General features: G+C 62.2%; 14 protein-coding genes. 11 read left to right on the top strand and 3 right to left on the bottom strand.

Annotated elements, in window-relative coordinates:
• Positions 1 to 92: 92 nt before the first annotated feature.
• The 3 genes from E8K79_RS19585 to mobA form a co-directional block, all read right to left on the bottom strand.
• On the bottom strand, positions 93 to 443 hold the full coding sequence (locus E8K79_RS19585) for a hypothetical protein (protein ID WP_246043904.1): 351 nt from the start codon (positions 441 to 443) through the stop codon (positions 93 to 95).
• 325 nt (positions 444 to 768) lie between these two features.
• Positions 769 to 1,272 carry a molybdopterin-guanine dinucleotide biosynthesis protein B gene (mobB, locus tag E8K79_RS19590; protein WP_135870897.1) on the bottom strand — a complete coding sequence of 168 codons (504 nt, stop codon included), beginning with the start codon at positions 1,270 to 1,272 and terminating at the stop codon, positions 769 to 771.
• Complete coding sequence (mobA, locus tag E8K79_RS19595) at positions 1,269 to 1,865, bottom strand: molybdenum cofactor guanylyltransferase (protein ID WP_136516235.1); 597 nt, start codon at positions 1,863 to 1,865, stop codon at positions 1,269 to 1,271. Before mobA ends, mobB begins: the two co-directional genes overlap by 4 nt.
• Before the next feature lie 202 nt (positions 1,866 to 2,067).
• Between mobA and tssJ the strand changes: the two genes are divergently transcribed.
• From tssJ to tssG, 11 genes are read left to right on the top strand one after another with little or no spacing between them, the layout of a single operon-like run.
• A complete protein-coding gene (gene tssJ, locus E8K79_RS19600) occupies positions 2,068 to 2,553 on the top strand; it encodes a type VI secretion system lipoprotein TssJ (RefSeq protein WP_136516236.1) in 486 nt (161 codons plus the stop codon).
• A gap of 2 nt (positions 2,554 to 2,555) precedes the next feature.
• Complete coding sequence (tssK, locus tag E8K79_RS19605; RefSeq protein ID WP_246043906.1) at positions 2,556 to 3,929, top strand: type VI secretion system baseplate subunit TssK; 1,374 nt, start codon at positions 2,556 to 2,558, stop codon at positions 3,927 to 3,929.
• Positions 3,926 to 4,588, top strand: coding sequence for a DotU family type IV/VI secretion system protein (locus E8K79_RS19610; protein WP_136516238.1), 663 nt, complete (start codon positions 3,926 to 3,928; stop codon positions 4,586 to 4,588). Before tssK ends, E8K79_RS19610 begins: the two co-directional genes overlap by 4 nt.
• A 21-nt stretch (positions 4,589 to 4,609) precedes the next feature.
• Positions 4,610 to 8,017, top strand: coding sequence for a type VI secretion protein IcmF/TssM N-terminal domain-containing protein (locus E8K79_RS19615; protein WP_136516284.1), 3,408 nt, complete (start codon positions 4,610 to 4,612; stop codon positions 8,015 to 8,017).
• Between the two features lie 10 nt (positions 8,018 to 8,027).
• The gene (gene tssA, locus E8K79_RS19620; protein WP_136516239.1) at positions 8,028 to 9,329 is read left to right on the top strand and encodes a type VI secretion system protein TssA; all 1,302 of its coding nucleotides are present in this window, start codon (positions 8,028 to 8,030) and stop codon (positions 9,327 to 9,329) included.
• A 23-nt stretch (positions 9,330 to 9,352) separates the two neighbouring features.
• Positions 9,353 to 9,880, top strand: a complete 528-nt coding sequence (gene tssB, locus E8K79_RS19625) for a type VI secretion system contractile sheath small subunit (protein WP_136516240.1) — start codon at positions 9,353 to 9,355, stop codon at positions 9,878 to 9,880.
• Positions 9,881 to 9,894: 14 nt separating this feature from the next.
• Positions 9,895 to 11,373, top strand: a complete 1,479-nt coding sequence (gene tssC / locus E8K79_RS19630; RefSeq protein WP_136516241.1) for a type VI secretion system contractile sheath large subunit — start codon at positions 9,895 to 9,897, stop codon at positions 11,371 to 11,373.
• Positions 11,374 to 11,401: 28 nt separating this feature from the next.
• Entirely contained in the window at positions 11,402 to 11,899 is a 498-nt protein-coding gene (locus tag E8K79_RS19635) for an Hcp family type VI secretion system effector (protein WP_135870913.1), read from the top strand.
• Positions 11,900 to 11,928: 29 nt separating this feature from the next.
• Positions 11,929 to 12,405, top strand: a complete 477-nt coding sequence (gene tssE, locus E8K79_RS19640) for a type VI secretion system baseplate subunit TssE (RefSeq protein ID WP_136516242.1) — start codon at positions 11,929 to 11,931, stop codon at positions 12,403 to 12,405.
• Positions 12,406 to 12,411: 6 nt separating this feature from the next.
• On the top strand, positions 12,412 to 14,202 hold the full coding sequence (tssF, locus tag E8K79_RS19645; RefSeq protein WP_136516243.1) for a type VI secretion system baseplate subunit TssF: 1,791 nt from the start codon (positions 12,412 to 12,414) through the stop codon (positions 14,200 to 14,202).
• Positions 14,199 to 15,203 carry a type VI secretion system baseplate subunit TssG gene (gene tssG, locus E8K79_RS19650; protein ID WP_246043908.1) on the top strand — a complete coding sequence of 335 codons (1,005 nt, stop codon included), beginning with the start codon at positions 14,199 to 14,201 and terminating at the stop codon, positions 15,201 to 15,203. The genes tssF and tssG overlap by 4 nt, the downstream gene beginning before the upstream one ends.

Genomic DNA, 15,203 nt, shown 5'->3' on the forward strand with positions numbered 1-15,203 from the left:
CAGGAAAGGTAGCTTTCCTGCTGGGAATAAACTGGGGGATGCGACCCGCATCCCCCTCAACTCACGACCCAAAATTCCATAGGTAGAGTGGATCAGTCTTGGGTGCCGCTTTCTCCTTCTTTAGAGTCGGCATTTTCTGCCATCCGGGCTGCGGCTGCTGCCTTTACCCTGGAGCCACCTCTTCTCTCCTTGATCATGTCGAAGCCGGAGGCGAGGAGGATCTCCGGATCGCGCACGGCAGCCATTTCCAGAAAAGATACGATCTGATCCAAAAGCGTGACGAGCTGTGCCTGGAGTATGTCCCGTTGCGAGATCACCAGTCTGCTGCCGTACTTGGCCTCGTGGTACACGGCATCATGCTTATCGGATACCGTGAAATACGCTTGGATCAGCCCCAGTTTCTCCCCCCAGAACGTGTCGGGAAATCTGGTTTTGTCCGCCAAGGCGGTCCTTGTCCTCTGGTTGGCCTCGTGAAATCTTGTCGGCGCTTGGTTGCGGTAGTTTCGCTGTATTCGGGGACTCTGACTTGTCACATCGCACCTCCTTTCTTCCGTGGACTAAGATTTGACTGTGGTGGTTTTTGTTAATGTGCCGAAATTAACAATACTGTGGGGTGCACGGAAATCAAGCGGGAGAAATTGGTATGTGACGCGGGGGGGGGAGGGTGAAGCTGCCGCATGAACAGCGGTTCGGCGAGCCTTGACGACGCGAACTGCGACCGGAGGCGCGCCTCTGGAGAGACGCGCCCTGATCTGATGCTTCCGGAAATTACTGCAGAAAGGTTTCCTCGATGAAGTCGGCGACGGCGCTGGGGTCGTTCAGGTCCAATACCGGCACATCGAGCGCCAAATCGGCGTCGCTTGCGACCGCCACGAGGGTGGGGTCGTGATTTTCGCCGCGGCAGAGCAGTTCCGTGCTTCTCTCTTGACGGTTCACCTCGATCTTGGGCATGCCGCTCTTCTTGAACCCTTCAGTCAGGACGATGTCCAGGTCCGCAAAGTAGGTCTCGATCAGCTCCTCGATGGGGGGGGACTGGGTGTGTTTCTTCACGATGGCAAGCTTCTCCGGCGACGAGATCAGCATGGTGTCGGCGCCAGCCGCGGTGAGGCGGTAGCTGTCCTTGCCGGGATGGTCGATGTCGAAGCGGTGCGCGTCATGCTTTATGACCCCCACCTTGTAACCGCGCTCTTTCAGGTGGGCGATGACCTTTTCCAGCAGGGTGGTCTTTCCGGTGTTCGATTTTGCCACGAAGGATACTGCCTTTACTGTCATTGGGTCTCTCCTGTCTTTTCTATGTCTTCCGGCGTGTTCAGATTGATGAAGGCGATCCCGGCAGGATCGAGTGCGGCGATCTCTTCGGGGCCCACTTCCCTGACCCTCACCTTGGGATACCAGGCGTAGGCGCAGCAATCGCCGCTTTGCAACAGCTCGTCGATCGGCTGCAGGCAGCGGCGCGAGTAAAGCGCGAAGAGCGGTTCATAGCCGTGTTCGGTTCTGGGGACGACGGCGTCGCATCCTTCCGAGAGCGAGCAGAGATGATGCAGGACCGCTCGGCTCGGGAAGGGTAGGTCGCACGACGCCACGAAAACCCACTCGGTCTGCACGGAGGCGAGCGCCGTGTAGATCCCGCCTAGCGAGCTGCCGGGGGCGAGGTCGGGAAGGACGTGAACCCCGTACCCTTCAAAGCGCTCCCCCTGGTTCCCAACAAGCACGACCTGCGGAAACGACTCCCGGAAGAGATCAAGAACGCGCTCGAAGAGCGGCCTGCCGCGAAACTCCAGGAGCGCCTTGTCGCGCCCCATTCGGCGACTCTTTCCGCCGACGAGGATCGCCCCCGTAATATCCAAAGCCCCGGTCTCCGGCATCGTCCTTCCCCTGCATTCCTTATCGTTCTCGTCGATCATTACCAAAGTACATCCGTTTATACCATAAGTACCCTCCGGCTCGACCACAAATTAAATCCCGTCCCGCTGCTTGCTAAAAATAAATTTATGCTAATCTTTTGCCTTGTCGCGGGCAGGGGATCCGAAATCATCCTTGCCCCATCCTACTGGCGCGGGGTGGCCTATGCACAAGTACAACCTGGTCATCGCGGTAATGGCTGGCTGTCTTACCGCCGCGTGTTCACCGCAGGTGCGGGGAGAGGGGGAGGGTAGCGGAAGCACGATGATCCGCCTCAGGGTGAATGCGGACCCGCAGTTGAACCGCTACGAAAAGACCAGCCACGCCCTGATGCTATGCCTCTACCAGCTAAGGGAGCCGGAGGGATTCAGGCAGCTTGTCCAGGCACGAGACGGCTTGCCGAGGCTCCTTGAGTGCGGCCGTTTCGACGCATCGGTGATCAGTGCGCGCCAGATTGTAGTGCAACCCGGACAGACGGTGTCCCAGAATTGCGACAAGGTGGAGGGAGCCCGTTACCTGGGCCTTGCCACCGGCTATTACCACCAGGGGAAGAAGGCGACGGAGCTTGTGCCCCTGCCGACCGAATCAAGGGGCGGGCGACTCCGCGTCGATCTGGGCGCGCTGGAGATCGCCGGGGCGAGGGTGGAATGACCATGCCACACGGACCTGTCTTCTGGCACCAGGGTATGTTCCTGCAGCCGCAGCATTTCCAGCTCGCCGAACGGAGCGCGGAACTCCGCTTCACTCCCTTCCGTCAATGGACCACGCCGCATCTTTGGGGCGTCTGCCGGGCCGACGTCGAGCTTGCCGCGTCAGGCATGCGTTCGCTTTCCGTTACCGCCGGAGAATTCCTCTTCCCTGACGGAACCTTCCTCAAATTTCCGGGAAACGCCGTGATCGAACCGCGGCTGCTGCCGGAAACCATGGAGGCGGCCGGCGGTGCGCTGATCGCCTATCTCGGGCTGAGGAAGTGGCAGGAGCAGGGTGAGAACGTGACGGTCGTCGAGCAAGGGGAGCCGCTCGGACGGCTGGCGAGTCGTTTCGTGACGGATGAGGTGGGGATGAGCCGTCCGGACCTATACGGTGCAGGCCCGGCAGCGGAGGTCCGACAGTTGAGCCACCTTGCGAGGATCTTCTGGGAAGACGAGCTCGACCTCCTGGGCGACTACCTGCTCATCCCCTTTGCAAGGCTGGAACTGCGCAACGAAACGGTCGAGCTCTCCCGTGATTTCATTCCTCCTTCGGTGAGCATCGCGTCCTCACAGCCCCTCTTGGCGGTGGTGCGTGAAATACGGGATCTGGTTTCCGCGCGTTGCCGTGCTCTCGAGGCGGGCAAGAAGCAGCGCGGCGTTCAGGACGCCGAGTTCGGCTCCAAGGATCTCGTCTATCTTCTCGCTCTTAGAACGCTGAACCGTCACCTGGCGCAGCTCGATCACCTGTTGGCGGGAGAGGCCCACCCGTGGCTGGTCTACGGGGCGCTGGCGCAGCTAGCCGCGGAACTTTCCTCCTTTTCCGAAACCGTTTCATATGCAGGGGAAGAGCGTCTTCTGCCTGAATACCGCCATCTTGACCTGGCACGATGCTTCTCCCAGGCTCACGACCTCATCCTCACGCTCCTGCAGCAGATCACCGCAGGCCCCGATTACTCCCTCTCCATGACCTATGACGGCAACTATTTCAGCTCCGAGCTGGCGCCCTCCCACTTCCAGGGGCGGGGCCGCTTCTTCCTGGTTCTTTCCACGGACGAAGAGGCCGAGTCCGTGCTCGTTTCCCTGTCCGGGGTCGCGAAGTTGAGTGCCCGCGAACGGCTTCCGCTTCTGATCTCCCAGGCGCTGCCCGGCATCCCACTGCACCACCTCCCGACTCCTCCCCAGGAACTGCCGCGGCGCACCCGTTCCATCTACTTCGCCATCGACAGCCGTAGCGACCAATGGGAACAGGTGCAGAAGTGGAACAACCTCGCGCTCTTTTGGGACCAGGCCCCTGCCGACCTCACGGCCGAAATCATGATAGTGAGCAGACCATGAGAGTGATCGACTGCTTCATGCCTCTTATCGCCCGGATCGTCGATTTCCGCGACGCATTGCCTGCGTGCCCCCCGTATGAACAGGTGAAAGGTGAGATCCGACAGCTCCTGGCGCAGTCGGAGACGATGAGCAGGGGAGGCGCCCTCGACCCGGAACAGTACGACGCGGCCCGCTTCATCGTGTGCGCCTGGGTGGACGAGACCCTGCTCGGTTCGCAGTGGTGCGACACGCACCGTTGGCAGCATGAGCAGTTGCAGCGTCACTTCTACCAGACCACCGACGCAGGTGTGGAGGCCTTCGAGCGGTTGCAGGCCTTGGGGCAGAAACAGCAGGCGCGCGAGGTCTTCTGCCTTTGCCTCGCCCTCGGTTTCAGGGGGCGCTACCTCGGCCCGGAAGGAGAGCTCCAACTGGAGCAGGTCAGAAGCGCGCAACGGAAGCTTCTCTTCGACGCCCCGCAGGGAGTTCCCGATATCGACGGGATGGAGTTATTCCCCGGCGCCCTCGTGCCCGACTGCCAGCCTCGTGCGGCGGAAAAGGTGACATGGTTCCCGCTGCGACCGCTCCCCGCGATGCTGATCACATCCCCGTTCATCCTGTTTGCCGTTTTGTACCTCGTCTATCGCTACGTGTTAAGCGGGCTGGTCCTTCCGGACCCCTAGCCTGGGAGGTGCATCGTGAAGATGTACACCTTGCTCAACTGCTGCAAGTACGTGCTTTTCATCGCGGCGCTGCTGCCGATGACGGTGATCGTTCTCGTGATGTTCCCGGTCCTCACCTGGCCATGGCGCATCGCCATCCTCATGCCGTTCATCGCACTTTTCCTGTGGGGTGTGCTCGAAGCGATCAGGAAGGTGCTGCAAAAGAAATCCGAGGAGGCTCCAAAGGAGCCGCCGCACACTCTGCCGGGCGAACTGACCCAGGCGGGGAGGGACCGCTTCTGGGGGCTGCAGCAGAACTGGCGGAGCGCCATCGGCGTGCTTAAAAGCTCGAGCCTCAAGCAGGAGGGGGACCCGCTGCACGTTCTCCCCTGGTATCTCGTCCTCGGCGAGAGCGGTTCCGGAAAGACAAGCGCCGTGCGTTCCGCGCACCTCTTCTCACCTTTCACAGAAGCCCAGGGGGAAGACGCCGCGACGGCGAACTGCACATGGCATTTCTACGACCAGGGGATCGTCGTCGACACGGCGGGGCGCTATGCTGTGCCGCTCGATACGGCGGACCGCGAAGAGTGGCTGGCATTTCTCGCTCTTTTGAAAAAGTACCGTCGTGCCGAGGCGGTGAACGGCGTCATCATCACCGTTGCGGCTGACAAACTTGCGGCAGGGGCCGGCGACGACCTGGAGGACCAGGGGCGCGAGCTGCGTTGCCGCTTGGACGAGATGATCCGTCTGCTGGGTATCACCTTCCCCGTCTACCTACTCATCACCAGGTGCGACCTCATCGACGGCATGAGCGAGTTCTGCGGAAAGCTCCCGGACGCGAGCCTGTTCCAGCCGATGGGGCTTGCGAAGCTCAATCCGGGAGAAGAACCTTCCGCCTTCGTCGACCGGCTTCTCGTAACGCTGGATGAACGCCTGCGTGCGTTGCGCCTGCTGCTTTTACAGGGCGGCAGCGCGTCAGGCTGGAACGGGCGACAGCTCCTGTTCCCGGACCGGTTGCGCGGTCTCCGTTCCGGGCTCGACATCTTCATGCGCGCTGCCTTCGCGAGCAACCACTACCAGGAGACCCCCCGCTTGCGTGGCATCTACCTGTGCAGCGCGCGGCATGGCGCGGACGGTGCCGGTGTCTTGCCGTCTGCGGCAGGCGACGCGCAAGGGGGCTACTCCGGGTGTCGGCGAGGGTTCTTCCTGCGCGACTTTTTCGAAAAGGTTCTCCCGCGGGACCGTGGCCTTTGGGCGCCTAGTGCGCGGAGCGCGAAGTGGCGCCATACCTCGGACAACCTGGTTCTTGCCTGCTGCCTCGTTTTCGGCGTTTCCCTCTGTCTGCTGCTGACCGGCTCCTTCATGAAAAACCTGACCGTACTGCGAAACGCCGCGCCCCTTGCCGTCACCGCGCCACAATTACGGGGCGAACCTGCTGCGGACAGCGCCGTCCTGGAGAGAATGCGCCGCGCCATCGTCGAGGTGGAGCAGGAGAACCGTGGGTGGTGGGTACCCCGCTTCGGTCTCACCCGCAGCCTCGACGCGGAACAAACCCTCAAAAGCCTTTATTGCCGCAGCTTCCGCGATCACATCCTGAACGGCGCCGATGCGGGGCTGGTCGCCGCCGTCGCGAGCCTCTCACCAAATACCCCGGATGAGGTCGTCGGGACCTGCATCATCCACCTATGCCGACGTTGCAACCTTCTGAAGGAGCGTCTGGAGAGCGAGGAGGACGAAACTGCGGATGTTGCGTCGCAGCGCCCGCCCCTGGCATGGCCGCAGCGCTTTGCGCCACCGGATGCCGAGAAGCTCTACCTCGCCTACGTCGCGTGGCGCACCGACCAGGGCGGCATTACCCATGAACGGCAGTGGCTGCAGCAGCTGTTGAAGCAGGCGGCTATCGCGAGGAACAACGAATTCTCCTGGCTCTTGGACTACGTGAACCGGGAGGAGGCGGGGGCGGCGCTTTCGCTCAAGGAGTTCTGGCACGGATCGCGGACGGCGGCAGGGGAGCCGGGCATCATGCCTGTCTTCACCCGTCGCGGGAGTGAAACGCTCCGCCGCCTCCTGGACGAGATCTGCACCGCGTATCCGGATGCCGGGGCGCTCGACGCGATGCGTACCGATTTCCTGCACCGTCACCGCCAGGCTTCCTTCCAGGCCTGGCAGGACTTCGCCGTTTCACTTCCTTTGGGAGAACAGCGCCTGCTCGCCCCGGGCGAGTGGCAGAGCACCGCGGCGGTCATGGCGGGGGAGCAGGGACCGTATTTCAGTTTCATGCGCAGGGTGCTGAACGAAATCGAGCCGCTCGGCAACGAGGCGCTGCCGTCATGGGTCACAGAGCTGTACCGATTCCAGGCACTTCGTTCGGCAGGCCCTGCCGGGGTCGCCTCCTTCACCGGGCAGGTGAGCCGGGTGGCTGGCGCCATGGGCCGCTCCGGGGATAAGATCAGTGGCTTCTCCGGCAATAACGAAGGGGTGAACCTCGCGAAGGAGTATCTGAACGCGGTGGCACAGGTCGCACCGGTGGCAAAATCACGGGCGCTCGCCCACAAGATGGCGCTGCAGGCCTTCACCGACGCTTCGGAAACGGGAAAATCACCATTATTTCAGGCAGCGGACGCGGCGCAGAAATTAAACAGGCTGCTGATGCAGGGAGGCGACGACGACACCTTCTACCGGCTTCTTTTCGGCCCGATCACCTTCTACGGCACTTACATAAGGATGGAGACCGCCTGCGTGCTGCAGTCGCAGTGGGAGCAGACGGTGTTGAAGGAAGTGCAGGGGAGCGCGGGCGCACAGACCCTGCAGTACCTGCTCGGAAAGGACGGGCCGGTATGGAAGTATGTCGGCGATTACGCCAACCCCTTCATCGGCTGGAGCCCGGCGCGCGGCTACTATCCGAAGTCGGCCCTCGGCGGATCCATCCCGTTTCGGCCCGAGTTCTATTCCTTCCTGGCGAGAGGAGGGAAGGTCAGGCTCGCCTCCATCGCCCCCCCGCCGAAAGCGGTCTACCAGGTCACCATCAAGGGGCTCCCCACCGATGCGAATCCCGAAGCACGCATAAAACCGCAGGGAACCAGGCTGGAGCTTAACTGCGCCACCGGCTCCCAGGTCATTTCCAATATGAATTACCCCGTGAGCAAGCCCTTCATCTGGACTCCGGAAGCCTGCGGCGAAGTCGTTTTCCAGATCGAGGTGGGAGACACCGTTCTCACCAGGAGGTATCCGGGAAGCGATGGTTTCGCAGCGTTTCTTCGGGACTTCCCCGGGGGCAGGCACACCTTCCGTCCACGCGATTTCCCGCACGATAAGGCGGCACTGGAACGGATGGGGATACGGTTCATCCGCGTGAACTACCGTTTATTCGGGGCCGACGGCATCGCATCGCCTAAGGAGGACTCGCTGCCGGCCAGAGTTCCGGCAAGGATCGCGGAATGCTGGGATTAGGGGAGGCACCATGACGCAAGGAATAGTCATCGACGAGCTGCTATTGCCCATATCCGGGACGGACCCGGCAGGAACAGACCTGCGCTACACGACCTGCTACGAGGAGATCATGGAGGCGAGGCGCTGCGAGGATGACATCTCCATGGGGGACTGGCGGCATTCGGTGAAGACGGCGAACTGGGAGAAGGCGGTTTCCCTCACCGTATCGGCGCTGAGCACGCGGAGCAAGGACCTGCAAATTGCCGTCTGGCTTGCCGAGGCCCTCACCGTGCTGCACGGCTTCCGCGGCCTTGAACAGGGGGTGCGGCTGGTTGTGGGGCTCGTGGAGCGCTTCTGGGAAGGAATCTACCCCCAGCCCGAAGGCGGCGACCTGGAGTACCGTGCAGCCCCGTTTCAGTTCCTGAACGAAAAGGTCGCGCTGCACGTAAGGCACATACCTCTCACCGACCCCGAGGTCACGCACGGATACTCATGGCTCAAGTGGCAGCAGTCCCGCCAGGTCGGCAGTGAGGCGGAGACGAAGAACCGTTACGGCGAGATCGACGAGGAGAAAAAGAACAGGCGGGAGGCGCTCCTCGCCGAGGATGCTGTGAGTGCCGAGGCGTTCGATGCCGCCGCCGAGCAGTCGAAGGGGCGCTTTGCCAGGGAGACCCGCGCACAGCTCTCCGGCTGCCGCGAGAGCCTCGAGCGACTCGTGCTCCTTCTTGAAGAGAAGTTCGGCGGCGCTGCGCCCAGCCTGTCCGATCTGATCGGGGTGATCGACGCCTGCAGCGCACTCCTCGACCGGGTTTACGGTGGAGCTCCCGCCGCTCATGCGGACCCGGTCGCCCCGGTGCTCGAGTCGGCAGTGCACCGTGAACAGAACCCCGCCGGAGGCACCGCCCATGCGCCGGTAGCCGCCGTATCCGAGGTTGTAACTGCCGCGCCCGCCGCCGATGCGCTCTGGGAAGAGGCTCTAGTCATGCTGGTGGCGGGACGCTTTCAGGAAGCGCTCGCCATGCTCTTGTACGCGGGCAACGCAGCCGGTTCGGTACGCGACAGAAACCGCGTGCGGCTCATGATTGGGCGGCTTTGCCTGGAAGCCGGACGCCCGGACCTCGCGCGCCCGATCGTCGAGGAGTTGCACGGCATCATCGAAGAGCTGCACCTGGAGCGCTGGGAGTCGCCGCTTTGGATCGCCGAGGTGCTGGAAACCTACTACCGCTGTCTCCTGGCCGGAGGACCGCGGGAGAGCGATCTGGACCTCGCGCAACTGCTTTTGCGACGTATCTGCTCGTTCGACGTGACGAAGGCAATGCAGTACCGCATCTGATCGAAAAGGAAAAGGGAGGAACCATGGTCACTTCGGAAAGTCTGCAGCACAAGCTGGAGCGTGTGAGGGCACCGCGGGTCCGCATCACCTACGACGTAGAGCTGGGAGACGGGGTCGAGGTGAAGGAAATCCCGTTCGTGGTGGGAGTCCTCGCCGACCTGTCGGGAGCGCCGCTCGCGCCCCTTCCGAGGCTGAAGGAGAGGAGGTTCGTGGAACTCGACAGGGACAATTTCAACCACGTGATGGAAGGGATGAAGCCGAGGCTCGCCTTCCGGGTCGCCAACACGCTCTGCGGCGACGGTTCTGAGTTCGGCGTACAGCTTCGCTTTGGAGCCCTCGAAGACTTCCGTCCTGAACGCGTGGCGCAGCAGGTCGAGCCGCTGCGGAAGCTGGTTGAGGCAAGGCGCAGGCTCGCGGACCTGTTGAACCGGCTGGACGGCAACGACCGCCTGGAGGAACTGCTGCGGGAGCTGCTGGAGAGCGGCGATGCCCTGAAGGCGATCTGTCACCGCCCCGGTGAGGGCGAACTCGGGAACGGGGACGGTGCCTGATAAAGGAGGATGGCATGGAAGAACAAGAGAGAGAAGTGGTGCAGTGCGCCGTGCCGCGGCCAGGCGGCCCGTTGTTCGACCTGATCGTGAGCGAAGGGCGTCTTGCGCGTTGCGAAGAGCAGAAGGAATACGCGCACGAGATGCTGACCGAGCTGGTGCGGCAGGTCGTCGATGGAGAGATCGCGGTCACCGGGGACACCTCCCGGATGATTCACGCGAGGATCGCCCAGATCGACCGGCTGATCAGCGACCAGGTGAACGAGATCATGCACCATCAGGAATTCCAGAAGCTGGAGGCTTCGTGGCGCGGGCTCTGGTCCCTCGTGAGTCGGAGCGAGACGGGGAGCAACCTTAAGGTTCGCGTCCTGAACGCTTCCAAGCGGGAACTCGCCGGCGACATGGAGAAGGCGGCGGAGTTTGACCAGTCGACCCTTTTCAAAAAGGTGTACGAGGAGGAATTCGGCAGCTTCGGCGGCTCATCCTACGGCTGCCTCGTGGGAGACTACGAGTTCGGCAACACACCCCAGGACCTGACCCTTCTGACGCGCATGTCCGAGGTGGCGGCAGCGGCGCACGCACCGCTTCTCACTTCCGCCTCTTCCACCATGTTCGGGCTGGACAGCTTCACGGATATGGACGCCCCGCGCGATCTGGCGAAGATCTTCCAGGGGGCCGAGTACACCAGGTGGCGCTCCTTCCGGATGTCCGAGGACGCGAAGTACGTGGCGCTTTGTCTGCCGCACGTGCTGATGCGGCTTCCCTACACGCCGGAAAGCGACGCGGCGGAATCGTTCCAGTTCGAGGAGGAGACGGCCGATCACGGCAGCTATCTCTGGGGTAACGCTGCCTACTGCCTCGCCGGGCGCGTCACCGACGCCTTTTCCCGCTACGGCTGGACCGCCGCCATACGCGGTGTCGAGGGGGGCGGAGCGGTTGCCGACCTTCCCATCCACACCTTCGACACCGGCGAGGGTGAGCTGGCCGCGAAGTGTCCGACCGAGACCTCCATCACGGACCGGCGCGAAAAGGAGCTTGCCGATCTGGGGTTCGTTCCGCTCGTGCACTGCAAGGGAACCGACACGGCCGCCTTCTTCAGCGTGCAGAGCGCGCACAAACCGAAACTCTACGACACCGACCTCGCCAATGCTAACGCCAGACTCTCCGGACAGTTGCCGTACATCCTCGCGGTGTCGCGCTTCGCTCACTACCTGAAGGCGATGATGCGCGACAAGGTCGGGAGCTTCGAGACCAGGAAGAACGTCGAGGATTACCTGAACCGTTGGATCTCCCGGTACGTGCTTCTCGACGACGATGCCGGGCAGGAGATGAAGGCGCGCTTTCCGCTCCGGGAGGCACGTGTGGAGGTGTACGACCAGCCGGGGCGGCCGGGATGCTACCGCGCCGTCGCCTTCCTGAAACCCCATTACCAGCTCGACGAACTCACCATCTCTCTGAGGCTCGTCGCCAACCTCCCTTCGCCCCAAAACGGCTGAAGGGTGAACGCGCAAAGGAGGACGCACCATGGCCTTTGATGCCTTCCTAAAGATAGAAGGGATCCCCGGGGAGAGCAGCGACGACAAGCACAGGGACTGGATCGAGGTGCTCTCGTACAACTTCTCCGTCACCCAGCCCACTTCCGGCACCGCAAGCAGCGCAGGAGGAGCGTCGGCGGAGCGGGCGAGCTTTTCCGACTTCAGCGTCGTGAAGGTACTGGACAAGTCGAGCCCCAAGCTCTTCGAGGCCTGCGCCAACGGGAAACACATCCCGAGCGTGACTCTGGAGATCTGCCGCGCCGGCGGGGACAAGCTGAAGTACATGGAGTACAAACTCTCCAACGTCATTATCAGCCTGGACCGCCCCGGCGGCAGCGCCCACGCAGGCGAGGCCATCCCGGTTGAGGAGATCGCCTTCAACTTCGGCAAGATCGAAATCGCCTACACCCAGCAGATGCGCGCCGATGGCTCCGGCGGCGGACAGGTTGCGGCGGGGTGGAACCTCGAGACGAACAAGAAGGTGTAGCGGGACAGGCATCCAGATCGGGAGGGACAATGCGATACCAGCCGGAACCGGCAAAGTCGTTACTGGACAGGCTCATGGACCAACAGCCGGAAAGCCCCGATGAGCCTGTCCAGTGTTCACGCACCGGCATCAACGCGCAGGTCTCGTCGGTACTGCGCGACTTGGAGAACCTCTTCAACACCAGGTCATGCACGGGCCTCACCTCGAACCTCGGACTCGCTCCGCACGTCATCAACTCAATCCTCACCTACGGCAGCCGCGATTTCAGTCTGGAGAACCCGCGTTCGCAGGCGGTGCGACAGGCGATACGCCTCGAGATCATCAGGCTCCTGTCTTCCTTCGAGCCACGGCTTAAAGACGTGACGGTCCGCTTTGCTCCGGCGCCGGAGGAGCGCACCCTGAGTTTCCGAATCGAGGCCGTGCTGCACATCGAACCGGTGGCACTTCCCATGGCCTTCGATACCCACCTCGACATCAACAGCGGCTCCTACACCATTCTCTCGTGACCTGCCATGCCCGATGACATCCTCGACTACTTCGAAAGAGAACTGAGCTTCCTACGCGATATGGGGAGCGACTTCGCCAGGAAATATCCCAAAATCGCTGGTAGGCTCCTGCTCGAGCCGGGCAAGTGCGAGGACCCGCACACCGAGCGCCTCATCGAGGCATGCGCCTTCCTGTGCGGACGCATTCAGCGCAAGATCGATGACGGCCTGCCGGAGATCACCCAGTCGCTGTTGGAGGTTCTCTACCCGCAACTGACCGCTCCGATCCCGTCGCTCTCCGTGGTGCGCTTCGCACCGCTTTTCAGGAACGTTCCAGAGGCGGGTTATCATGTCGCAAGCGGGACAGAGCTCTTCTCCAGACCGATTGACGGCACTTCCTGCCGGTTCAGGACGGCATATCCCGTTACCCTCTGGCCCATAGAGGTGACCGACGCACGCCTGGAGGCACCGGGAAAATTGGTCAAGGGTGCGCAGCGGATGGTGAGGATCAGGTTGTCCTTTCACAACGGCCTCGACTTTTCCCGCTTCCAGGGCGATACCCTGCGCTTTTATCTGGACGGACAGTCACAGGTCGTCTTCCCGCTGTACCAGTTGCTCATGAACCACGTCTGCGCCGTGGAATGTGCATCTGCAGACACCCAGTCCGCTGCCTCGCTGCAACTTGTACCTGGCTGCCTGCGTCCCGTGGGCTTTGCCGCGGACGAGGGGCTTTTCCCGTACCCTGAGCGCTCCTTCCCGGGCTACCGGCTGCTCCTTGAATACTTCGCATTTCCTCAGAAGTTCCTCTTCTTCGAAATCACTGGACTGTCTGTACTGAGAAATAGCGCGTTCGGCCGCGTCCTGGATCTGCTGTGCTACCTCGATACCGCTGTGCCGGAACCTCTTACCGTTGGACCGGAGACTTTCTGCCTCTACGCGACCCCTGTCGTGAACGCGTTCCAAAGGGTAGCCGAGCCGATCATGCTGGATCACCGGAAGAGTGATTACCGCGTGGTCCCGGACCTGAGACGGGAGGGGGCGATGGAGGTGCTCACCGTGGACGAGGTGACTTCCACCGCGTCCACCGCACCCGGTCAGGTGAAGCACTACCGCCCGGTCTTTCCGGACTGCAACGGGGAAGATGGTGAAGGTGCCGGCCTGTGGCAGTTGCAGCGACGGTCGGCCTCGCGCCCGCACGACGGCGGCACCGAGGTCTTCCTTTCCTTTTGCGACTTTGCTGAGGACGGGACCGCGCCGACCGACGAAACGGTAATGGTCCGCGTCACATGCTCCAACCGCGATCTTCCAGCGAAACTCTCCATCGGCGCTCCCGCCTGTGCATTCGAAACCGAGTCTGCCGCGCCTTTAACGGCGATCACTTGCCTCGTCAAGCCGACCATGTCGTTGCGCCCCCCACTCGACGGCGCCAGGCAGCGGCGTCTGGTCTCCCACCTTTCCCTAAACTATCTTTCTCTCGTCGATGGAGGTGCGGGAGCTCTGAGGGAACTACTGTCGCTGTACGATTTCGCGGCATCGCCTGCCACCCGGCAGCAGATCAGCGGCGTCGTCTCGGTAAGCTCGTGCCCCGTCACCAGAAGGGTGGGAGAGGGCTTCTGCCGGGGGAGTGAAGTCACCGTCGTTCTAGATGAGGAGAAGTACGTAGGCAGCGGCGTTTATCTCTTCTCCTCGATTCTGGAGAGGTTCCTCGCGCAGTACGTGTCGGTGAATTCCTTCGTGCAGGTCGTTGCCAGGGATGCAAGCCGCGACACCGTGATCAAGGTTTGGCCTCCCCGAAGCGGCGACAGGGTGCTGCTGTGAAAAGGAACGCGCTGAAGGACGCTCGATTTTTTCAGGTCGTCCAACTGCTGGAGCGGATGCATCCGGGCGTCGTGGGAGTTGGTGAGGCAATCTCGCCCGGCACGGAGCGAATCCGCTTCAAGGCCCGGAAAGGCTTTGCCTTCCCCGCAGGCGACGTTGCCGGTGTGAGCTGCGGTGCCGACGGCGTCGTCCAGGTCGAGGTTGCCCACATGGGCCTCGTCGGTCCATCAGGCATGCTGCCGCATTGGTATCACGAACTGGTCCTCGCGCGGGAGACGGCGAAGGATCACGCCATGGGCGACTTCTACGACCTCTTTCATCACCGTCTTGTCTCCCTCTTTTACCGCGCCTGGAAACGAAACGCGCTGTTGCCGCAGAAAAAGCGTGACCACAGCGATGTCTTCTCCAGCCACCTCTTCAGCTTTCTCGGACTCGGTACGGGCGGACTGCGGGAACACCTCGCCGCATCGGAGGCGGCACTGCTGCACTTTTGCGGTGAAGCGAGCCGGCAGGGAGCGTCGGCCAAAACGATCGCGCGCATGGTCACAGCTGTTTTCGGGGTGAAGACGGATGTCGAACCATTCGTGCCGCGCGTCGTTTCACTGGAAAAGTCAGATCAGGCAACGCTGGGACAGGCGAACTGCAGGCTCGGTGAGGATGCAGTCTGCGGCTCTGAAACCTGCGATGTCCAATCGACCTTCCGAATTTGCCTGGGACCCATGCGATATGAGGAGTTCGTCGACCTGTCGGGAGTGCGGAAACTGAGGCATCTGGTCTCACTGGTGCGTTTCCTTGCGGGGATCCAATACGAAATCGAGATTCGACTCGTGCTGAAGAAAGATGAAGTCCCTGTGTGCAGGCTTGGTTGCACATCCCCAAACGCACCAAGGCTCGGCCATTCCACCTGGATGAAGGCCCCTGCATTCACACTCGATGAGGACCCGTTCGTGACGATCCATCCAGACGAAATCGCCAAGCAGGCAGCGTCCGAAGTGGGGTAG

Source organism: Geomonas edaphica (assembly GCF_004917075.1).
Lineage (GTDB): Bacteria > Desulfobacterota > Desulfuromonadia > Geobacterales > Geobacteraceae > Geomonas > Geomonas edaphica.